General features: G+C 64.4%; 20 protein-coding genes. 12 read left to right on the plus strand and 8 right to left on the minus strand.

Annotated elements, in window-relative coordinates:
* Positions 1–5 precede the first annotated feature (5 nt).
* The 5 genes from E6C76_RS03310 (at position 6) to E6C76_RS03330 (ending at position 5730) form a co-directional block, all read left to right on the plus strand.
* On the plus strand, positions 6–1043 hold the full coding sequence (locus E6C76_RS03310; protein ID WP_136346816.1) for an extracellular solute-binding protein: 1038 nt from the start codon (positions 6–8) through the stop codon (positions 1041–1043).
* Between the two features lie 14 nt (positions 1044–1057).
* Entirely contained in the window at positions 1058–2683 is a 1626-nt protein-coding gene (locus E6C76_RS03315) for an ABC transporter permease (protein ID WP_211090087.1), read from the plus strand.
* Positions 2680–3186 carry a Fur family transcriptional regulator gene (locus tag E6C76_RS03320; RefSeq protein ID WP_136346817.1) on the plus strand — a complete coding sequence of 169 codons (507 nt, stop codon included), beginning with the start codon at positions 2680–2682 and terminating at the stop codon, positions 3184–3186. Before E6C76_RS03315 ends, E6C76_RS03320 begins: the two co-directional genes overlap by 4 nt.
* A 137-nt stretch (positions 3187–3323) precedes the next feature.
* Positions 3324–5102, plus strand: coding sequence for a sensor histidine kinase (locus E6C76_RS03325; RefSeq protein WP_136346818.1), 1779 nt, complete (start codon positions 3324–3326; stop codon positions 5100–5102).
* Positions 5095–5730 (plus strand): response regulator transcription factor, encoded by a 636-nt coding sequence (locus tag E6C76_RS03330; protein WP_136346819.1) that lies wholly within the window; start codon positions 5095–5097, stop codon positions 5728–5730. Before E6C76_RS03325 ends, E6C76_RS03330 begins: the two co-directional genes overlap by 8 nt.
* A 33-nt stretch (positions 5731–5763) precedes the next feature.
* Here E6C76_RS03330 and E6C76_RS03335 read toward each other — a convergent pair whose 3' ends face one another.
* From E6C76_RS03335 to dsrO, 3 genes are read right to left on the minus strand one after another with little or no spacing between them, the layout of a single operon-like run.
* Complete coding sequence (locus E6C76_RS03335; protein ID WP_136346820.1) at positions 5764–8847, minus strand: molybdopterin dinucleotide binding domain-containing protein; 3084 nt, start codon at positions 8845–8847, stop codon at positions 5764–5766.
* Positions 8848–8906: 59 nt separating this feature from the next.
* Positions 8907–10004: an NrfD/PsrC family molybdoenzyme membrane anchor subunit gene (nrfD, locus tag E6C76_RS03340; RefSeq protein WP_136346821.1), complete on the minus strand. Its 1098-nt coding sequence runs from the start codon at positions 10002–10004 to the stop codon at positions 8907–8909.
* A 12-nt stretch (positions 10005–10016) separates the two neighbouring features.
* The gene (dsrO, locus tag E6C76_RS03345; RefSeq protein WP_136346822.1) at positions 10017–10769 is read right to left on the minus strand and encodes a sulfate reduction electron transfer complex DsrMKJOP subunit DsrO; all 753 of its coding nucleotides are present in this window, start codon (positions 10767–10769) and stop codon (positions 10017–10019) included.
* Positions 10770–11180: 411 nt separating this feature from the next.
* On the opposite strand from dsrO, the gene E6C76_RS03350 reads away from it, so the two are divergent.
* The 7 genes from E6C76_RS03350 to E6C76_RS03380 all read left to right on the plus strand — a co-directional run bounded on the left by E6C76_RS03350 (position 11181) and on the right by E6C76_RS03380 (position 15956).
* Positions 11181–11627, plus strand: coding sequence for a hypothetical protein (locus E6C76_RS03350; protein WP_136346823.1), 447 nt, complete (start codon positions 11181–11183; stop codon positions 11625–11627).
* A 17-nt stretch (positions 11628–11644) separates the two neighbouring features.
* A complete protein-coding gene (locus tag E6C76_RS03355; protein WP_136346824.1) occupies positions 11645–12043 on the plus strand; it encodes a hypothetical protein in 399 nt (132 codons plus the stop codon).
* A gap of 616 nt (positions 12044–12659) precedes the next feature.
* Positions 12660–13019 carry a lysozyme inhibitor LprI family protein gene (locus E6C76_RS03360; protein WP_136346825.1) on the plus strand — a complete coding sequence of 120 codons (360 nt, stop codon included), beginning with the start codon at positions 12660–12662 and terminating at the stop codon, positions 13017–13019.
* A gap of 95 nt (positions 13020–13114) precedes the next feature.
* Positions 13115–13630 (plus strand): hypothetical protein, encoded by a 516-nt coding sequence (locus E6C76_RS03365; RefSeq protein WP_136346826.1) that lies wholly within the window; start codon positions 13115–13117, stop codon positions 13628–13630.
* 70 nt (positions 13631–13700) lie between these two features.
* Positions 13701–14783, plus strand: a complete 1083-nt coding sequence (locus E6C76_RS03370; RefSeq protein ID WP_136346827.1) for a hypothetical protein — start codon at positions 13701–13703, stop codon at positions 14781–14783.
* Between the two features lie 102 nt (positions 14784–14885).
* On the plus strand, positions 14886–15251 hold the full coding sequence (locus E6C76_RS03375) for an SH3 domain-containing protein (protein WP_136346828.1): 366 nt from the start codon (positions 14886–14888) through the stop codon (positions 15249–15251).
* A gap of 144 nt (positions 15252–15395) precedes the next feature.
* On the plus strand, positions 15396–15956 hold the full coding sequence (locus tag E6C76_RS03380; RefSeq protein WP_136346829.1) for a hypothetical protein: 561 nt from the start codon (positions 15396–15398) through the stop codon (positions 15954–15956).
* 71 nt (positions 15957–16027) lie between these two features.
* Here E6C76_RS03380 and E6C76_RS03385 read toward each other — a convergent pair whose 3' ends face one another.
* From E6C76_RS03385 to E6C76_RS03405, 5 genes are all read right to left on the minus strand, one after another.
* Positions 16028–16924 carry a carbohydrate ABC transporter permease gene (locus E6C76_RS03385; protein WP_136346830.1) on the minus strand — a complete coding sequence of 299 codons (897 nt, stop codon included), beginning with the start codon at positions 16922–16924 and terminating at the stop codon, positions 16028–16030.
* Positions 16921–17817: a carbohydrate ABC transporter permease gene (locus E6C76_RS03390; protein WP_136346831.1), complete on the minus strand. Its 897-nt coding sequence runs from the start codon at positions 17815–17817 to the stop codon at positions 16921–16923. The genes E6C76_RS03385 and E6C76_RS03390 overlap by 4 nt, the downstream gene beginning before the upstream one ends.
* 13 nt (positions 17818–17830) lie before the next feature.
* Positions 17831–19123, minus strand: coding sequence for an ABC transporter substrate-binding protein (locus tag E6C76_RS03395; RefSeq protein ID WP_136346832.1), 1293 nt, complete (start codon positions 19121–19123; stop codon positions 17831–17833).
* 62 nt (positions 19124–19185) lie between these two features.
* The gene (locus E6C76_RS03400; protein ID WP_136346833.1) at positions 19186–20214 is read right to left on the minus strand and encodes an ABC transporter ATP-binding protein; all 1029 of its coding nucleotides are present in this window, start codon (positions 20212–20214) and stop codon (positions 19186–19188) included.
* 49 nt (positions 20215–20263) lie between these two features.
* Positions 20264–21070 (minus strand): DeoR/GlpR family DNA-binding transcription regulator, encoded by an 807-nt coding sequence (locus E6C76_RS03405; RefSeq protein ID WP_136346834.1) that lies wholly within the window; start codon positions 21068–21070, stop codon positions 20264–20266.
* Between the last annotated feature and the right edge of the window lie 132 nt (positions 21071–21202).

Here is a 21202-nt window from a genome sequence, read left to right on the forward strand (position 1 = left end):
TTGCAATGAGTCGCCTGGTTACCCTCATTTTTGCCGTTGCAGCCGTTCTTACCCTTGGCGGCCTGGCTGCCCCGCCCGTGCAGGCGCAGGGGCAGCAGACCGTGACCGTCTATTCGTCGCGCATCGAACAGTTGATCAAGCCCTTGTTCGACCGCTATACCGCCGAGACCGGCGTCCAGATCAACCTGCTCACCGACCGTGGCGGCGCCATCGCCGAGCGCCTGGCCGCCGAGGGGGCCGGCTCGCCGGCCGACATCCTGCTGACGGTGGACATGGGCAACCTGTGGAGCGCGGCCGAACGCGGCCTGCTGCGCAAGATCGACTCGCCTGCCCTCAATGCCAACGTGCCGGCCAATTTCCGGGACCCCGGCGACCACTGGTGGGGCCTGTCACGCCGTGAGCGCACCATCTTCTTTGATCCGTCCAAGGTCAAGCCCGAGCAGCTGTCGACCTACGAAGACCTGGCCGAACCGAAGTGGAAGGGTAAACTGTGCCTGCGCACCGGCAAGCAGACCTACACGCAGTCGCTGGTGGCGATGCTGCTGGTCAAGCACGGCGAGGCGAAGGCCGAGCAGATCGTGCGCGGCTGGGTCGACAACCTGGCCACCGACGTGTTCACCAATGATGCCAGCCTGCTGCAGGCCATCGCCGCGGGCCAATGCGAGGTGGGGATCGCCAATACCTATTACTACGGCCGCCTGATCTCGCGCGATGCCGGCATCAAGGACAAGGTGCACCTGTTCTGGGCGAACCAGGGCAAGGATGAGGGCGGCGCCCACGTCAACCTTTCGGGCGGGGGCGTGACGCGCCACGCCAAGAACCCGGCCGGCGCGCAGAAACTGCTGGAATGGCTGTCCTCGGCCGACGCGCAGAGCGGATACACCCACGGCACCTTCGAGAGCCCGGTCAACCCGGCGGTCGAGCCCGACGCCATCATCAAGGACTGGGGTATCCAGTTCATACCCAGTCCGCTGAATGCGGCTGAAATCGGCGCAAGACAGCCCGACGCCATCCGCCTGCTGGACCGCGTGGGCTACCGTTGAGCCTGGCGCTGTCCGTGCCCGCGCCCTCCCGCGCGCGGGGTCTGCCCGGTTGGGCGCTGGCCCTGCCGATCGCGCTGCTCACATTGATTCCGGTGGCTGCCGTGATCGGAGCGGCGCTCTCGCCCCAGCCCGAGGTGTGGGACCACCTGATCCGTCACGTGCTGCCGCGCGTGACGGCCAACACCGCGCTGCTCATGCTGCTGGTGGGCCTGGGGGTGTTGTGCGTGGGCGTGCCGCTGGCCTGGCTGACGGCGCTGTGCGTGTTTCCGGGCCAGCGTTTCTTCGCCTGGGCGCTGATGCTGCCGCTGGCCTTCCCGGCCTACGTGCTGGCCTTCGTGCAGATGGGCCTGTTCGAATTCGCCGGCCCGGTGCAGAGCCGGCTGCGCGACTGGTTCGGCAGCAGCGCCTGGTTTCCGGAAATCCGGGGCAGCTTGTGGGGCACCGTGCTGGTCTTGACCATGGCGTTCTATCCTTACGTCTACCTGCTCACGCGCAACGCCTTTGTGACCCAGGGGCGTCGCGCGCTGGAGGCCGCACGCATGCTGGGCGAGAGCGCGCCCCGGGCATTCTGGCGCGTATCGGTGCCGATGGCGCGGCCCTGGATCGTCGGCGGCCTGGCGCTGGCCTGGATGGAAACCCTGGCCGACTTCGGCGCCGTGGCGGTATTCAACTACGACACCTTCACCACCGCGCTCTACAAGGCCTGGTTCGATTTGCACAACCTGGGCGCGGCCGCCCAGCTTGCCGCGCTGCTGGTGCTGCTGGTGCTGGTCATGGCTGCGGCTGAACAACGCTCGCAGCGCGGCCGCAGCTACCAGGTCGCTTCCAGCCACTGCCAGCCCATCGTCCTGCGCGGCTGGCACCGCTGGGTGGCCTTTGGCGCCTGTGCGCTGGTGTTCGCGGCTTCGTTCGCCATTCCCATCGTGCAACTCGTGTTGTGGTCGCTGTCCACCTGGCGCGAAGAACTGGAGCCGCGTTATTGGGATTTCGCCAGAAATACCGTGCTGCTTGCCGTGGGCACCGCCTTCATCGCCACGACTTTGTCGCTGGTACTGGCCGGCGTACGCCGACGCCATGCCGACCGTATCACCGCCTGGGTGGTGCGTTTGGCCGTCATTGGCTATGCGGTGCCCGGTGTCGTGCTCGCAGTGGGCGTGTTCATTCCCATCGCCTGGCTGGATAACCTGCTCATTGCCTGGCTGCGGCCGCTGGGCTTCGAGGGTTTCCAGATCCTCAAGGGCAGCGTGGCAACCATGCTGCTGGCACTGTCGGCGCGTTTTCTGGCCGTGGCCTACCACGCAAGCGACAGTGCCATGCAGCGCATCACGCGTAGCCAGGAGGAAACCGCGCGCACGCTCGGGCTTGGCTCCTGGGGGCTGCTGCGCAGGCTGTACCTGCCGCTGCTGCGCGGCGGCCTGCTGACGGCCTTTCTGATGGTCATGGTGGATGTCATGAAGGAAATGCCGATCACGCTGATGACGCGCAGTTTTGGCTGGGACACGCTGGCGGTGCGCGTCTTCCAGCTGACCACCGAGTCGATGTGGGAGAACGCCGCCGTGCCGGCGCTGGCGATCGTCGCGGTGGGGCTGCTGCCCGTCGTGCTGATCTTTCAGCGGGCGGAACGCATCCAGGGCGCGTGAGCCGTTTTGTCCCGCACAACACCAACAGGGTACCGATGAGCGCAACCGCGGCAGACGACAAGACAGCCTTGCTGCAGCGCCTGCGCGCGGCGGGCCTGCGCCCGACCGTCGCACGCATTGCCGTGTTGCAGGCGCTGGAAGCATGCGCGCCTGAGCGCCTTGATGCCGAGGGCGTGTTCCACAGCCTGCTGAAACGCGGAACATCCACAAGTCTGGGGACGGTGTATCGGGCGCTGAAGGATTTTGTCGAGCGCGATCTGGTGTCGCAGGAATGGTGGAGCAACAGCCTGGTCGGCGGGGGAAAAGCGCTGTACGGACTCCGGCAGGAAGGGACGAAAGCCGGTGACATTCGCATCGTCTGCAAGCAGTGTGGTTGCTCGGTGGACGTCCAGGATTCCGCATTGCGAGAAGAGTTGCGGCTGTTGGCGGAAAGCCGGGGACTGACGTTGACCGAACTTCCCATGACGGCCGTAGCGCTCTGCGCACGGTGCGCGCGCACATAGCGTGGTTTCCCGCGAATCGTCCGCTAGATGCTTTTACCTATTGCCTGCCCAGGCATGGCGCGGTGAAATCGGGGGGCGGCCCCATGCAACCGTATCGTCCCGTCGTGTTGTCGATTCTTCCGCTTTCCGCCCCTTACATGCCCGCTTTCCGTCGTTCACCGCTCGCGGCCGTCCTGTTCTGTGTGCTGCTGGCCGCCGGTGCGTGGCTGGCGCCGGCGCGCGCCGATGATGCCGTGGTGCGTATCGGCGTGCTGGCCTTCCTGAGCGGGGACGATACGCTGCAGGCCTGGAAGCCGGTGCGCGAGCAGTTGCAGCGCGGCCTGCCGGCGTACCGCTTCGAGTGGCTGCCGCTGGATCACGAGGGCATGCGGAGCCGCGCGGCGCGCGGCGAGCTGGATTTCGTCATCACCAATCCCGGCCACTACGTGGATCTGGAGGCCGAACTGGGCGCCAGCCGGGTGCTCACGCTGGATTCCGGCGAGGCGCGGCCGGAACGCGCCATCGGTTCGGCGGTGGTGGTGCCGCGTACCGCCGAGGTGCCGGCCCGGCTGGAAGAACTGCGCGGCAAGCGCGTGGCGCTGGTGTCGCGCGATGCTTTCGGCGGCTATCAGCTGTTGTGGCGTGAACTGCTGGCCCTCGGCATCGACCCGGACCATGCCTTCGCCGCCTGGGAGGTGGTGGGCTTTCCGATGACCAGGGTGTTCGACGCGGTGCTCGACGGGCAAGCGGATTTCGGCATCGTGCGCGCCTGTCTGCTCGAATCCATGCCGCAGTACGCCGAACGCCTGCGCGTGCTGGCGCCGCGCGACGAGCCCGGTTTTCCCTGCGCGACCACCTCGCGCCTGTATCCGGACTGGCCGCTCGCCACGCTGCGCCACACTTCGCCCGAACTGGCCAGAGAGGTGGCGGTGGCCCTGCTGTCCATGCCGCGCACGGCGCAGGGCGTGTCCTGGGCGGTGCCTGCGGATTACCAGTCGGTGCATGAACTGTTCCGCGAACTGCAGATCGGCCCGTACGCCTATCTGCGCGCGCCCACGCTGATGGCACTGGCCGAGCGTTACTGGCAATGGGTGGCGGCGCTGGTGATGGGCATCGTGGTCTGGGTGATCTACACCGTGCGCGTGGAGCACCGCGTGCATGTGCGCACGCAGGAACTGCGCGCCGCGCTGGAAGAGCGCCAGGCCATCGAGGCGCGCATGCGCGCCAACCAGGAGCAGGTGGATCACCTGACCCGCCTGTCGGTGCTCGGCGAGCTGTCCGGCACGCTGGCGCATGAACTCAACCAGCCGCTCGCCACCATCGGCAATTACGCGCAGAGCGTGCTGCGCCGCGCCGACGCGGGACGGCTCAGCGAGGCGGCCAGCCGCGAGGCGGCGGGCGAGATCGCCGAGCAGGCCGAGCGCGCGGCGGCCATCCTGGCGCGCATCCGCGCCTTCGCCAAGAAGCGTGTCGGGCAGCGCGAGCGGCGCGATCCGCGCGCGGTGGTGAGCGAGGCGGTGGCACTGTTCCGCGGCATGCTGGCGCAGGCACCGGAGGTCACCCTGGACGACCGCCTGGCGCCCGGCATGGCGGTGGAAATGGATGCCCTGCAGATTCAGCAGGTGGTGCTCAACCTGCTCAAGAACGCCTACGATGCCTGCCGCGACCTGGGGCCGGAGCGCTGCTCGATCCGCGTGGGCCTGTCGATTTCCGCTGGGGTACTGCGCATCGCCGTGCGCGACCAAGGGCCGGGCCTAGACCCGGTGATCCGCGCGCGCCTGTTCGAACCCTTCCTGAGCACCAAGGCCGATGGCCTGGGGCTCGGCCTGTCGATCTGCAAGACCATCGCCGAAGCCCACGGCGGCCGGCTGGAGGCGCGCGAGGCCGCGGACGGCCCCGGCATGGTCTTTACCCTGAGCATTCCCGCCCATGACTGAAACCCATTCCCGCACCGTGCATGTCGTCGATGACGACGCCGCGTTCCGCCGCTCGCTGGTGTTCCTGCTCGAATCGGTGGGCTGGAGCGCGCGGGCGCATGCCTCGGCGGAGGAGTTCCTCGAACAGTGCCATGCCGCGCACGGCGACATGGCCTGTCTGGTGCTCGACATCCGCATGCCGATGATGAGCGGGCTGGAGTTGCAGCAGCGTTTGCGCGCCGAGGGCTGCGCGGTGCCGGTGGTGTTCATCACCGGGCACGGCGACGTGGAGCTGGCGGTGCAGGCGATGAAGCACGGTGCCAGCGATTTCCTGGAAAAACCGTTCAAGGATCAGGCGCTGATCGACGCCGTGGTGGCCGCCGTGCGCAAGGGCGACGCGGCGCGCGCCGATGTGGCGCGCCGCGAGGAGGCGCTGGCGGTGCTGGAGCGCCTGTCGCCGCGCGAGCGTGAGGTGGCCCGCCTGGTGGCGCTGGGCTGGCCCAACAAGCTGGTGGCGCGCGAACTCGACATCAGCGAGAAGACGGTGCATGTGCACCGCCAGCACGTCATGGAAAAGACCGAGCTGGGCAGCGCTGCCGAACTCGCCCGTCTGATGCTGCGCGCTGATCCGCACGCATTGGACGGGTGAGGGTAGGGCGCCCACCCTATCCGTTCATGCGCCTCAGACACGCTCCAGCCGCGCCGGCAAACCGTTGCGCACCGAGGCACCGGATACCGTATCCACCCAGATCGGCCGCCCCTCGCGGGTCGGGTCCACCAGCCCCAGGTCGTTGATGTTGAAACCCGCCGCCAGATCCGGACGTTCCGGCTGGCGCCGGTCGCCGATGCGGTGGGCGCGTGCGCCCAGCTCACGGTGGCCGAAGCCGTGCTCCACCGCCACCACGCCGCGCATCACGCCGTGGTGCACCAGCACCGTGCAGCGCGCGCGGCCGCCCGGGGTGGCGAGCCAGGCGGTGTCGCCGGTCTTCAGACCGAGCTTCGCGGCATCGTCCGGATGCACGATCAGCGGGTTTTCCGGATGCAGTCCGGTGATCGGCGTGGCAATGCTGTAGGAGTTCTGCAAGGCTGACTTGAAACTCATCGCCAGCAGCGGCCAATCCGCCTGGGTGTGGATGGCGCGCATCGGCGTGCCGTCAGCGAATGCCGGCTCCTGCCAGGTGGCGCAGCCGGCGTAGCGTTTGCCGGTGAGCGCGTTCTTCGCCCCGCCGATGTGCTCGTTCCAGATCCACAAAGGCTTGCCAAAGCGCTGGGCCTGCCATGCCGGGTTGCCGGCATCCTGCGCCTGGCTGGCCGGCTGGTAGCGCCCGCCGCGGGTGTACAGCAGGGCCACCTTGCGCCATTCCTCCGGCTTCAGTGTGTCTTCCAGCAACGGGCGGATGCGCTCCACGCCGCTCAGCGCGATGTCTTCGTCGCTGGCGTCGGCAACTGGTTCGCCGGCATACGCGGCGTTCGCCCCGGCGCGCAGGTACCAGTGCTCCGGGCGCTCCAGCGGCAGGCGGTTGCCGGCGGCGTCGGCCATGCCCTCGGGGCCGAAACCGGGCAGGTCCATGGCCTTGGCGAGCGCGATGAGGAAGGTTTCCATGCCGATGGCCTGGCCGTCCGGGGTCTGCGCCGCGCGCGGCTCGATGACCGGCCAGCGCGCGGTGAGCGTGCGCGTGGGCACGCCGTTCCAGGCACCGGTCCAGCCCCAGCTTTCGTACATCAGCGAATCGGGCACGATGTAATCGGCGTAGGCGTTGCTTTCGTTGATCAGCGGGTCGATGGAAATGACCAGCGGCAGCTTCTGCGGGTCGGCCAGATCCGCGCCGAAGCGTTCGCGCAGGCCGGGAATGCCGTACACCGGGTTGGCCATCCACAGGATCAGCGCCTTCAGGCTGTACGGATAGCCGCCGAAGGTGCTGGCGAAGAATTCCGTGCCCAGGCCGGGCGCGCCGGGAAACCATTGGTCGCGCGCCGGGTAGGGCTGGCCGGCCTCGCGCTTGCGGGCGAATTCGGCGGTGCGCTCGTAGGGGAAGTTGCGCCCCAGCGGCGTGCCGCGCGGCTGGATCTTGCCGGGGAAGTTGAGCAGGTCGTAGCGCGGCCCGGCCGCCACGTGCGGGAAGCCGCCGCCGTTCATGGCGAAGCCGCCCTTCCAGTTGAGGCTGCCGATCAGCGCGTTCAGGGTGACCACCGAGTAGGCGTTGTAGAAGCCCGCGCCGGACATCATGCCGCCGTGCGCCACGGCGCAGGCGCGCCGGCCGTGGCTGGAGAACTCGTCCGCCAGCCCGGTGATGATTTCGACCGGCACGCCGCAGTCGGCGGCATATTCTTCCAGGCTGCGGGACATCGCCGACTCGCGCAGCAGATCATGGCCGGTGCGCACTCGCAGCGGCTTGCCGCCGACTTCGATGTGCGTATCCACCTCCAGCGGCGCGGCGGCGCTGGTTTGTGCGACCGGCATCGGCTTGCCGTCCGGGCCCATCACCAGATAGGGGTCGACCTCGCCGTAGCGTTCGGCGCCTTCCGGCAGCGCCAGGCCGATGTCGGAGCCGCGCAGGCAGCGGCCCTCGCGCGGGTGGCCGGGTTCCATCAGCACCAGCCAACTGGCAGTGGTGAAGGAGGGCTCGCTGTTGGCCTCGGCCACCTGTTGGCTGGGATTGGCGAGATAGGCGGTGTTGACGCGGCCGTGTTCGAACAGCCAGCGCATCATGCCCATCACCAGCGCGCCGTCGGTGCCGGGCAGGATCGGTACCCAGCGGCCTTGTTCGCCGGCCGCGCGGTTGTCGGCGTTGCTCAGTACCGGGTCGACCACCACGTATTCCAGGCGGCCGGCGCTGCGCCCTTCGGCGAGCAACTGCCCGGTGCGCTTGAACGGGTTGCCGGCATTGCCCGGCGCGGTGCCGATGAACAGCACGAATTCCGCGTTGGCCAGATCGGGCTTGGCGTGCGGCATGGCGCGGTGGTCGCCGAACAGCGCGCCCGAGCCGGAACGGTAGGAACCGCCGCAGTATGAGCCGTGGCCCACGTAGTTCTGCGTGCCGTAAGCCTGCTGCCAGAAGCGCCGGCTGAACTGCTCGCGGCCGTCATTGACGCTGACGATGTGGCCGACCTGGTTCACCCTGGGGCCGAAGGCCGGGTTGTCCGGGTCGATCGGCGTGTCCAGATCGCGCAGCGCGCGCAGGCCGTCCACATGGCCCTCGCCGAACAGGTCGCCACCCTCGACCACCTCGTGCACCAATTGCTCGAAGGAAATCGGTTTCCACTGGCCGGCATTGCGCGGGCCGACGCGCTTGAGCGGGGTGAGCACGCGGAACGGCGAATCGATCTGCGCCAGCGCCGCGTTGCCGCGCCCGCAGGCGGTGGAGCGCCCGTCCAGCCCCTTGTCGGCGAAGCGCGACAGGGCGACGAAGCTCTCCTTCACCGAGGCCTTCATCGGCAGGTGCGGCTCGGTGGACAAGGGGCTGTAGGGGTTGCCGGCCACGCGCAGCACCTTGCCGCTGTCCTTGTCGATGCGCACGCGCACGCCGCACAGCGTGGTACAGCCCAGGCAGCCGGTGTAGCTGACCTGTTGATGCGGATTGACGCTGAGTTCGCCGGTGGCCGGATCGACGCGGAACTCCGTCTCCAGCGCACGGCCGTGCAGCTTGTGCTGCTCCGGGCGCTCGCCGGTGAAGGCGTCGGCCATGCGGCCGAAGGTCTGCGAGAACCCGGCAGCGAAGGCGGCCAGGCCGCCGGCGGCGAGCAGGTCGCGGCGTTGGATTTTCATGATGGCTCTCCTGTTCCGGCACCGCCCGGGGCGGACGGCGCCGCGATGATCGGGTTGGGTCAGGCGCCGTGGCCGCGCGTGCCGGCCAGACGGTCGAGGGGCAGCACGGTGGTCAGCAGGACCAGGATGAACACCCACAGGCCGGCAGTGCCGACGATGCCGAGCAGGCCCTCCGGGCCCAGCGGCAACTGGTAGCTGTACAGGCCGGCGCCGGTCTTGGGCACTTCCTGGCCGCCGATGAACACCGTCCAGCGCATCATCCACGCGGAATGCAGGGCCAGCAGGCCGATCAGCAGACCCGAGCCGGGGCGCAGGGCGGCCAGCGCCCAGGTCAGCACGGTGGCGCCCACCGCCCACGCGGCGGTGAGTCGCCAGCCCGGCAGATCGGCGACCTGGGCCAGGGCCTCGGCATGCACCGGGGCGAGTCCGCTCAGCCCCATGACCAGCCACAGCGCGCCGGTGAGCAGCGCGGCCAACTGGGTCGCGGCCAGCACGCCCGCCAGGCGGCGGATGGTGGCGGTATCCCGCGTGCCGGCGCTGAAGCGGTTGAACAGCAGCGTCAGGCCAACCGCCCCGGCCAGCGCGGTGAGGGCAAACTGCACCGGCAGCAGCGGGGTGTGCCACAGCGGCCGGGCGCGTACCACCATCACCTCGGCACCGGTATAGAGCGCCACCAGCAGCGCGCCGAGCAGCGCCGCGAGCGCGGCACCCAGCAGGGCGGAGCGGCTTTCCAGTCCGCCATAGGCCAGCAGGCGCGCCACGCCGGCCAGGCGCCCGCCCTCACGGCCGTGCGCGGCGAGCAGCGGACGGAAGGCCAGCCAGGCATAGAGCAGCAGGCCGCCAAGGTAGAGAGGGATGAAGAACGCCCCCCAGGACATCCACGACCCTGGGGAGAAATAGGCATAGAAGTGCCAGAATCGCCCCGGCTGATGCAGGTCGGCGAGCAGCGCCACCGGCGCGCTCAGGCCGCACACCAGCGCGCCCAGCAAGGCCAGGCGCGAGATGCCTTCCCAGCCTGGGCGGCGCAGCACGATGCCGGGCAGCGACAGCAGGAAGGCGCCGTAGGACAGTCCGATCAGGAAGAAATACGACACCGCCCAGGGCAGCCAGGCGACTTCCCGGGTGACGTTGATGGTCTCGACGATGGCCGTGTTCATGATCCGCCCTCCTTACGCATGGGAAGCGCGCGGCTTCCACAGACTGCCCTGGCCGACCACCTTGCCGGCGAAGCGCTCCTCCAGGCCGATGTAGAACACCTGCGGCGCGGTGCGCTGCTCCGGCTTGAGCACCTTGGTCTCGACCCCGGCCGCGTCGAGCCGTCGGCGCAGTTCGCCCTGCGGGTCGTTGAGGTCGCCGAACACGCGCGCACCGCCCACGCAGGTCTCCACGCAGGCCGGCAGCAAGCCGGCTTCCAGGCGGTGGGCGCAGAAGGTGCACTTGTCCGCCTTGTTGGTGTCGTGGTTGATGAAACGCGCGTCGTACGGACAGGCCTGCACGCAGTAGCCGCAGCCCACGCAGCGCTCGGCATCCACCAGTACCACGCCGTCGCCGCGCTTGAAGGTGGCGCCCACCGGGCACACCGGCACACAGGGCGGCTTGTCGCAGTGGTTGCACAGGCGCGGCAGCACATAGGTGCCGGCCGGTTGTGCGCTGTCGGCGAGCGCCACGCTGTAGGTGGACACCACGGTGCGGAAGCTGCCTTCCGGCATTGCGTTTTCCTGGATGCAGGCCATGGTGCAGGCCTGGCAGCCGATGCAGCGGCGGATATCGACGAGCATGCCCCAGTGGGGCGTGTCGGCGCTGGCCGCCACAGCCGGTGCGGGCAGGGCCGCTGCGGCGGTGAGGACGGGAATGCCGCGCAGGAAGTTGCGCCGCGATACGCCGGTGGGCGAGCAGGCCCTGGTGGAAGGATCGGATTTCATGACTACGCTCCTGTTCGTGCTGTGCTGGAGTCGTAGTCAGCTTAGGGTGTTCGAAATGGTACGAATATTGGCTGGATCGAGCAGTGGGCTAGATGGTTTTACCTAGTGGGTGTGGGGTGGGGGGCTCTGGGACGTGCTCAGGGGCCTGGCAAGAGGATGCGGGATGGGTGGATGCCAACCTCAGTCTGTGCGGCCAGGAAAAATGCCGTCATAATAGACGCAAGAGAATGGTGTCCGGGCAGGTTTGTTCGGACATGACTGATTTGTGGATACCTGAATCGTGTAAAGGTGTGCGGGTTTTTTGGTGATGTATTGATTTTAATTAAAAGATGGCATGTCAACTTGCTGGCTTTATCCGTCAAATTTCTCGTATACGCAGCAAATTTGCTGTCTTACAACACGTTAGCCGCTATGAATTCCACTGCCCGGGTTCTTTTGATCGCCCTGCTTCTTGCTTCAACTACGGCTTTTGCTCAAGTCCGTACAGCAACCATTTTTCTTGTTCCATGGGAGATAGAGACAAGATCGGCATTGGGTCCATCTAAGGTGAGAGAGTATGCTTTGGTCAAGACCGTGATATTTGAAAAGCATCTGGCCCAATCACTGCTGAAGTGGCTTACAAGCGAGAGTTTCAACCCACCGGAGGTGAATCCACCTTTGAACTTCCGATTGGTAATTGACTTTACACTGGAAGACGGATCGGTTGAGTCCTACTATGCAAACCGTCAGACGCTACTTGAAAAGAGGTCGGGAAAGGTCCGGAGTATTGATGAAGAATTTAGGTCCCGTTTTAGTTTTTTTCTAATCCCCTCTAACATTCCGCTCCAGAGGGACGCACCGCAAGCGGCGCGCCCCTGATCTAGCACGTTAGCCCCATGGCCAAGATCATCCCGGACATTCTCAAAGACCACATCCTTCCGTTTGACTGGGATGTCCGTAAGGTTTGGGAACTCAGCGCCGATGTGATTGAGGTTCTAACTTCTGAGTTTGTCTATTTGCTGAAATTACCCCTGTGGTCTTCCGTTTCCAAGCAAGGGCTGCTATTTGATATCTGTCCCATGGATGTGATCCATGATCCCCACGCCTCTATCTATCAGGCTCAACGGCTACAGCAAACGGAGCTTCGATACCCAATTGAAGTATTGACCGTGAAAGGAAAGCGTTGGGTTCTTGATGGAGTCCATAGAGTTGCCAAGAGTTTCACCCTCAACAAATCTGCTCTTTTCGTTCGGTTCCATGATGAATCAGTCATCCCAAGCATCAAAATTGGCTAACAAACCAATCCACCGAACCACGCCTCCGCTTCGCTCCGGCGCGGCCACTGCTTATGCTCGACGTTAGAGCAAAAAGCGTGATTTGCAGAACTATCTCCGGCATATTGATCTGGTTATGTGTATCACACGCTGCGGTCCCGGGTGAGCTAGATGGAAGATATGAAAGGTCCGTCAGTATTCTTAATCTTGGGAGTAGTGCTAGAACCAGCATGACCGACTTTCTAGAAATAGAGAAAAGAAGACCGTCCGAGATATTCTTTGTCTATGAATCGTGGCATACAAACGGACATTCCTGCAGACTCTGGGGGGCAGCAAGAGAGAGCGATGCAGGTATGTACGAGTACCTAGGGAGATCTGGGGCTGTATCTGATGCATCCGATTGTCGTGCTCTTATCTATATGGCGAGTGAGTACATCGTCGTTGAAGATGTTAAAGGCACCTGCCGTAGCAACTCATGCGGTCCACGAGGCAGCATAGGCAAAGACTATTTCTCGATAAAGAGCCGGGTTGAGCTGAAACGTGCCGTACAAGTGCCTTGGTAGCTCTAATCAATACTTGCAGTGGACTATAAATCTCTGCTTTCGCCATCCGTTGACGCTTCACGTTAGAGGGAAAAATGCCTGGCCGCCAAATTTCAGCCCTTGCATTTGTTATCTGGCTATTCGCCGTAAGCAGTTATGCAGTCGCTGAATCACAGATGGAGTATGCGGAGAAAACACAGGGGTCATGGCTGCGGCAGAATGAACTAATGGAAAATAGCTACAACCGCCTTCTATTGGAAGCTGAGGCGGAGCTAAATGAAGGTCCCGCTCAACAGCTAATAAAGGCGAAAAAGCAATGGGAAGATTTTAGAAAACTATTCTGCAAATCTGTAAGTAGTATCTATGGTGGGCAATGGGCCTCCGTCCATGAGTCAGAGTGCAGAGCAAAGCTTGCAAAACAGCTTCAAAACACTGCCGATAGCTACGGGTGGTAGCCTCTAACAATGCGCTCAACGTTGCCCGCTTCGTTCGCTGGGCCACCAAAAGCTACGCTTTTGCCGGCCTGTTGGCTTAATCGTCAGGGGTGGCAATGCGCCAATTCGCACTACTGCTGCTTACCACAGCTTGCCTTTCATGCTATGCGGAGGGCCTGCCCCCGCCCGAGAGCGCAAAGTCTCGCAATGACAAGATTGCTGGCGTAGTCACAAAGCACGCAGAGACACTGGGCTGCTCTGTATCCTTCGATCCCAATAACATCGTCCTTTATCGCCTCAACCAACAAGTCGTTTATCTGGCGCTTTATTCGGCAGACATTGGATGTAGTGGCGGAATGGGCATGAACCGTCCAGTCATTGCTGTGCTCAAAGAAGGCGCCTATGGCATGTACTTTGTTGATCTCAATTACTCGTCGCCCGCTCAGACTTCAAGCTCGTTTCCTCAAGTCGTGACTGAGATCTTTATCGCCAATGGGGAGCTTTGGTACAAGGCCAGGCAGTATGAATTCAAGAAAGATCCTCGTTGTTGTCCGTCATTAAAAGAGATAGGTAGGGTGAGGTTTGAGAATGGGGTGTGGTCCCCCATCCCAGTGAAGGCAGGCCACCCCTAAATTCATTCAAGCCGGCGTCGCTTCACGGCACGGCTTATTCAAGCATTGGATATCAGCACGGAGGCGCCACATGATTGCCCGTTTAAGCATTGCGGTCGGCCTTCTCCTGGGAGCTACGGTAGCTCTTGCTTCGTTCCCATTTGCTGCTGGTGATATTTCGCGCTCGGAGTGCATTGATGCGCTGAAACTCGCAAAAGAAATGTTTCAGTCAACTGCCCAGCGCCTTTACGCACCGCTCACAATTCCGACAGGTTTGCGAAGTACATTGGTGCTAGGTGCTTCAGAATTGGATATTTCGGGAGGGAGTGCGCTGACAAGCACCGATGATTTTGAAATGCTTTCGCAAGACATTCGCAATATTTATTGGGGTAAAGAAACGGATGGTGCGCTACGAGTCGTCGTGAGAGAAATTTCCGTTGGTTGGCGCGGTAATAGATACGATTTGTATCTCCTTGATGCTGCGGTGGAAAAGAACGATTTTCTAAATGGAATTAATCCTGCTGCTGGCAGTGACCACTATCGGCCGGTGGTTTCGGGTACATGGCGGCCTCCGCTTGTTTTTCAGCACCCTCAAAATAAGGAGAAATGGTTCATTGACGTAGGGCAACCTTTCCAGATACTTGCAGATTGGCGTGTGTACTCATCAAAGGAAATGCGTGCAATTTGCACAATCGTCTTTAGCCCACTTGGCAACGATGCAGCAGGGATTCTTCCACGTCCGGTAAGGAGACTCGCTCGCAAACTTGACGAGGCATTGGGGCCCGGAAATGATGAAGGAACCCTACAGCCGACCGCAAGAACGAGGCTTGATACCAAGCATGTATTGGCTAATGCCGCCCTCCGCCCTTGGGCGCTTGTCGATGGAGACGCATATAACTCACGAAGCGAAGTCGATGCTGGGCTAGAAGACTGGGCTAGGGTAAACAATTCTCGCCGTCGCCTATATGAAGAAATACTGAAAGAGTACCCGGTGGCCGAACGCTCGCTGGCAGCGTATTACGTAAATACATATGGATTGCAGCCGCAGGAGGCGCAGGAGGCCGCGGCGTGGATTCTTGATTTGATTTTTCGGTCATTCTTCGTATTTTCAAACGGGCAAAACTATTTTCGCTACGACGGCGTTAGAACGAATCCGTGGCCGCTAAAGCACTGAACTGCGTTCACTACAGATGCCGCCCAGCTCATCATTCCACCTGACCTGCGCCAAAAGCCACGCAGGCTGGTGAATTCAGACGTTGGCCCGTAAGGCAAAAGCATGGAAGTCAAGACATACCGTGTCATCCAGGACCACACCAGCGGGTACCCAGAACCCATCACCTTTGCGAAAGGGGCTCCTCTTGCCGTTGGTGAAAAATATGCAGGCCCGGAGGGCTGGGATAACTGGCTGTTTTGTGAAACGCCCGGGCAAAAGGGCGGTTGGGTTCCAGCGCAAGTCATCGAAATCATCAATGGCACAACTGGCCGCGCTCGTGACGACTACACAGCTAGAGAGTTGAATGCACAGGAAGGGGAGTCGCTTCTTGGTACAAAAACGGTGAATGGCTGGGTCTGGTGTGAAAAGCCTGATAGTTCAGAGTCGGGGTGGATTCCACTCGCAAACCTCAAAGAGGCTCGTCAGTGAATTGTGCATTGGCCAAGGCTGCTTTCCAGTCTGAGGGGGGCTCTCTATAGCACTCTTTCTGCAAAGGAAAATGGCTGGCAACTCAACCCGGCAGACGTCTTGCGGGTGCCGGCTGATTTCAAAAATTATGCATCTGGAGGGCCTATGAAGCTGTGTTGCTTGCTGTATTTCTGCTTGCTCGCACCGAGCGTTTGTCTCGCTCAGCTAAGTGATGAGAACCTGCTGCAGAGCTTCCCGCAGGGTTACAAAGTCGACTTTCAAACCAAGAAAGGGAACATGGTCATGACCGAGATGGTTCCCCAAGCGGAAACGGTCGACAACTGGACTGAAATGATCACGACCCAGATTTTCCTGGGTATGAAGAATGCAACGCCGGAACAGTTCCAGGCGTTCATGTCGAAAGCCTGGTTAACTGCTTGCAAGGATGGCGGAGTTGCGCCAATTGCAAAAGGCGAAGAAAACGGCTACCCGTTTTCCATATGGGTGCAGGACTGCCCCTTGAATCCAGCGACAGGCAAGCCGGAGAAGACATGGTTCAAGGCGATCAAGGGCAATGATAGTTTTTACGTAGTTCAAAAGGCATTCAAATTCGAACCTTCCAGGGAACAGGTTGTTCAATGGATGCAGTACTTCCGTTCAATAGTGGTCTGCGATACCCGGCTCGCGGATCGCCCATGCCCAGAACTCGAAAAGGTAGGCCAATAGCAAATGCATGGCACGGCGATCAGCACGGACGCTCAGCGCAGGCTACCTTCACGCTGTTCAGCACTTCTTCCTCACCGTATCCCCGCCCGCAAGAAACTCTGCACGAACTGCCTTTGAAACAGCAGAAACGCCACCAGCAGCGGCCCCGAGGCGAGCAGCGTGGCAGCGCTGATGACGGCCCAGTCGATGCCCTGGTCGGTGCCGGCGAACACCGCCAGCCCCACGGTGATGGGGCGGGTGTTGACGGTGTTGGTGACGATGAGCGGCCACAGGAAGTTGTTCCAGTGGTGGCTCACCGAGACCAGCGCGTAGGCCAGGTAGGTGGGTTTGGCGAGCGGCACGTACACCCGCCACAGCACGCCAAGGGTGCCGCAGCCTTCGATGCGGGCGGCTTCTTCCAGTTCGCGCGGGATGGTCTTGAAGGTTTGCCGCAGCAGGAAGATGCCGAAGGCCGAGGCGATGTAGGGCAGGGCCATGGCGCTTACGGTATCGACCAGGCCGAGGGCGTGGATGCTGCGGTAGTTCTCCACGATCATCATGTCCGGCATGATCATCAACTGCACCAGGACCAGCGCGAACACCACGTCGCGCCCGGGGAATTCGAAGCGCGCGAAAGCGTAGGCGGCCAGGGTGCCCAGCACCAGCTGGCCGGCCAGGATGGTGGCGACCAGCGCGCTGGTGTTGAGGAAGTAGCGCGGAAAGGGCGCGGCTTCCCAGGCGGCGCGGAAGTTGTCCAGGGTGAGCGGGGCGAGGGGCGCGAAGCGGGTGGAGAATTCCGCCGGGTGAAAGGCCGTCCAGATGGCGTAGAGCAGCGGGGCCAGCCAGATGATGCCCAGTGTCCAGGCGCCCAGGGTGTTGAGCCAGCGGTCGACGGGCAGCGGCCGGGCCGCGTGCCGTGCCGGGGTGCCGGCGCGTTCCGTGGGCGGCTGGGCGGCGAGGGCGGCCGGGGGATTGGCGGGCGTGTTCATTGGTAATGCACCTTGCGTTCGAGCCAGAAGAACTTGAACAGCGCGACCACGGCCAGGATGGCGAGCAGCACCATGGTGAGGGCGGCGGCGTAGCCCTGGTCCCAGAAGCGGAAGCCCACTTCGTAGATGTAGTAGAGCAGCAGCGACGAAGCGTTGTCCGGGCCGCCGCGGGTCATCACGAAGATGTGGTCGATGAGGCGGAAGGCGTTGATGATGGCGTTGATGAGCACGAACAGGGTGGTCGGCATGAGCAGCGGAAAGGTCACCTTCCAGAACGCCTGCCAGCGGCTGGCGCCTTCCAGGCGGGCGGCCTCGCGCAGTTCCGGGGGGATCTGCTGGAGCGCGGCGAGGTAGAAGATCATGAAGAAGCCGGCTTCCTTCCACACCGCCACGACGATGATGGCGCCCAGCGCGGTTTCGGTGCTGCCCAGCCAGTTGTGCGCGGGCAGGCCGAACAGGCCGCGCACCTGGTCGAACAGGCCATAGTCCGGGGTGTAGAAGAACAGCCAGATGTTGGCCACTGCGATCATCGGCAGCACGGTGGGGGTGAAGTAGGCCAGGCGCAGCAGGCCGCGCCCGGCGATGCGCTCGTTGACCCACAGCGCCATCACCAGCGCCAGCGCGATGGAGGGCAGGATGGTGCCCGCCGCGAAGATCAGGTTGTTGTTGAGCGCCGTCCAGAAGATCGGGTCGGCGAGCAGATCGCGGTAGTGCTCCGCGCCGATGAAGACCGCCGGGCGGTTGGGGCGCGGGGTGGAGAACAGGCTGTGCCAGAAGGTGGCCACCGCCGGGTAGTGGGTGAAGGCGGCCAGCAGCACCGCCGCCGGCAACAGCAGCAGCCAGCCATGCAGCGCCGCGCGCGGTCCGCTGTTGCCGAGGGGGTGCGTGCTCATCGCGTCAGCCAGGTCAGCGGTAGGCGCGCAGGATGCGTTCGGCTTCGCGCTGGGCGTCGCGCATGGCCTGCTCGGGCGTCTTGGTGCCGTTGAGCGCGGCCTGCAGGCCGTCGTTGAGCGCCTTGGTGACGCGCTGGTTCTCGTGGGTGGACAGTTCCGCCACGGCGTATTCGAGCTGGTCGCGGGCCACGGTGGGCGCGGGGAAGTCGGCCACGTACTTTTTCATCGTGTCGGTTTCCCAGGCAGCCGGGGAGACGGCCACGTAGCCGGTGGCGATGGACCATTCGGCGGCGCGCTGCGGGGTGGTCATCCAGCGCACGAACTTCAGCGCGGCCTCGCGCTCTTCCGGCGTGGAACGCTTGAAGACGTGGAAGTTGCCGCCGCCGGTGGGCGAACCCAGGCGCTTGCCGGCGGGCAGCATGGCCACGCCGAAGTCGAAGCCCGCGTTGGCGCGGATGTTGGTCAGGTTGCCGGTGGTGGTGTAGATGATCGCGGCCTTGCGCTCGAAGAAGTCCTTCGGCGTGGTGCCCCATTCGACCACGCCCGGCGGGTGGATGCCGTGCTTGCGGGAGAGATCCACCCAGTACTGCAGGGCTTCGACCACCTCCGGCTTGTCGAAGTAGGTTTCGTTGCCGGCGGCGTTCATCAGCTCGATGCCGTTCTGCGTGGTGAAGGTCTGGAACAGCCAGTAGGGGAAGCCGGAGGAGGGCACCTGCACGCCCCAGGTGGTGACGTTGCCGGCGGCGTCGCGCTTGGTGAGCTTCTTGCCGTATTCGATCAGTTCGTTCCAGTTCTGCGGCGGGCGTTCCGGGTCCAGGCCGGCCTGGGTAAACAGTTCCTTGTTCCAGTACATCACCACGGTGGAGCGCTGGAAGGGGATGCCCCAGGTCTTGCCGCCGGTCTGGCTGTTCTGCATGAAGCCGGGGTAGAAGCTGGTCATCCAGGCGCGCTCTTCGGCGGTCTTGACCAAGTCGTCGAAGGGCACCACGGCGTCTTCGTCGATCAGCGTGTACATGTCGGTGGACAGCAGCACGGAGACGTGCGGCGCGTCGCCGCCCTTCACCGCGGTGACCACCTTGGTGATGGTGTCCTGATAGCTGCCGGAATATACCGGCTTGACGCGGATGCCGGGGTTGTCCTTCTCGAAGGCCGCAGCCATGTCGTCGATGATCTTGGTGACCGGGCCGCCGACCGCGACCGGGTAGAAGAAGGTCAGTTCGGTGGCGGCGGCCGGGGTGGCGGCCAGCGCGGCGGCCAGGCCGAGGCCGGCCGCGATGCGGGTGAGGGCGGAGAGCGGCTTGCTCATGGGGTGGGACTCCTGCGGTGGTAAAGGCAGTGGGTGGAACAACGGATGGCCGGGCGGCGCGCTCAGAGACTCACGCGCTGCCCGTCGGCGCGGGAAAACAGGTGTTGCTCGGCGGGATGCCATTCCAGCCCCACCGGCTCGCCCGGACGCAGCGCGACGCGTCCCGGCGCGCGCACGGTGATGCGATGTACGGTGTCCGCGTGGCGGCAGATCAGCATGGATTCGGCGCCCAGGTATTCGACGGCTTCCAGCGTGGCCGGCAGGCCGTTGGCCGGCGCGCACAGGCCGATGTGCTCGGGGCGCACGCCCAGCCACAGATCGGTGGGGGGCTTGCCGCCGGGCAGCGGCACGCCGGCCGGCACCGGGAACAGATTCATCGGCGGCGCGCCGATGAAGCCGGCGACGAAGGAAGAGGCCGGGCGTTCGTACAGGTCGGCCGGGCTGCCTTCCTGCTCGATGCGCCCGCCGCGCATCAGCACCACCTTGTCGGCCATGGTCATGGCCTCGGTCTGGTCGTGGGTGACGTACACCATGGTCATGCCCAGGCGTTGCTGCAGGCTGCGGATTTCCGCGCGCATCTGCTGGCGAAGCTGGGCGTCGAGGTTGGACAGCGGTTCGTCCATCAGGCACACCGGCGCCTCGGCGACGATGGCGCGCCCCAGCGCCACGCGCTGGCGCTGCCCGCCGGAGAGCTGCGCGGGGCGGCGCTCCAGCAGTTCGCTCAGGCCCAGCAGCCCGGCGGCGCGCTTCAGCCGCGCGGTGCGTTCGGCGGCCGGCACCTTGCGCACGCGCAGGCCGAACAGGATATTGTCGCCCACGCTCAGGTGCGGAAACAGCGCGTAGGACTGGAACACCATGGCCACGCCGCGCCTGGCCGGCGGCAGGTGGGTGACGCGCTGGCCGCCGATGTCGATCTCTCCGCCATCCACGGCCTCCAGCCCGGCGATCAGCCGCAGCGTGGTGGATTTGCCGCAGCCCGAGGGGCCCAGCAGGGCGACCAGCTGGCCGTGCGGCACGCGCAGGCTGACGTTGTCGACGGCGCGCGTGGCACCCCATTGCTTGACCACGCCGTGCAGGACGATTTCGCTCATCGCGGGCTCCTGTGGCATGCGGGTGGCCGGGCGCGTTGTTGCGGGTGTTTCATGCGCAGGACTCCAGATGGCGCGGCGCCGTGTAGTCGGACGCCACGTGCAGCTGCGGGCGGCCGCCGTGCAGGGCGTCGAGGTATTCGGCCGGCGGCGGGGCATCGAGGAACAGGTGGTCGGCGTCGGCCAGCCGCCCGCCGCGCGCCAGCGCGCCGCGTCCGAACTTGGTGGTGTCGGCCACCAGCAGGGCGTTGCGGCAGTTGTCCATCATCGCCAGGCGGGCGGTGACCTCGTCGGCGTCGAAATCGAGCAAGGCGCCGTCACGGTCGATGCCGCCGATGCCGAACACCGCGTAGTCGGTCTTGTAGGCCGCGAAGCAGTTGGCCGCCGCCGCGCCCACCACGTCCAGATCGTTGGCGCGCAGCGCGCCGCCGGCGATGATCAGTTCGATGCCGGGGCGGCCCGCCAGCGCGTTGGCGGCGTTGAGGCTGTTGGTGATGACGCGCAGGCGTTCATGGCGGCGCAGCGCCACGGCGACCTGCTCCGGCGTGGTGCCGATGCCCAGTGACACGCTGGCGCCATCCGGGATGAAGGCCGCCACCGCGGCGGCGATGCGCCGCTTGGCGTCCAGGTGGAGGATCTGGCGGCGCTGATAGGGCAGGTTGGCTGCCGGCGCGGGCAGATCCACGCCGCCATGCACGCGGCGCAGCAGGCCGTGCTCGCACAGTGGATTGACGCAGCGGCGGATGGTCTGCGGGGTGACCTCGAAGCGCCGGGCCAGATCGTCGATGCCGACGAAGCCGTCGCGGCGGACCAGTTCAAGGATTTCCCGTGCGCGGGGGTCGAGGCTGGGCAGGGACATGAGTCATTCGAATGAGTGGTATGTTCATTCGAAACTCTATCCGGCCAATATTGCCGTTCGTTTGCGCCAATGTGATCGTCGAGTGAAGGCGGGCGCGTCCCGGCATGGTGCGCCGGCGAGCCAGCCCGCGCG

The sequence above is a fragment of the Pseudothauera nasutitermitis genome (assembly GCF_004801295.1).
GTDB lineage: Bacteria > Pseudomonadota > Gammaproteobacteria > Burkholderiales > Rhodocyclaceae > Pseudothauera > Pseudothauera nasutitermitis.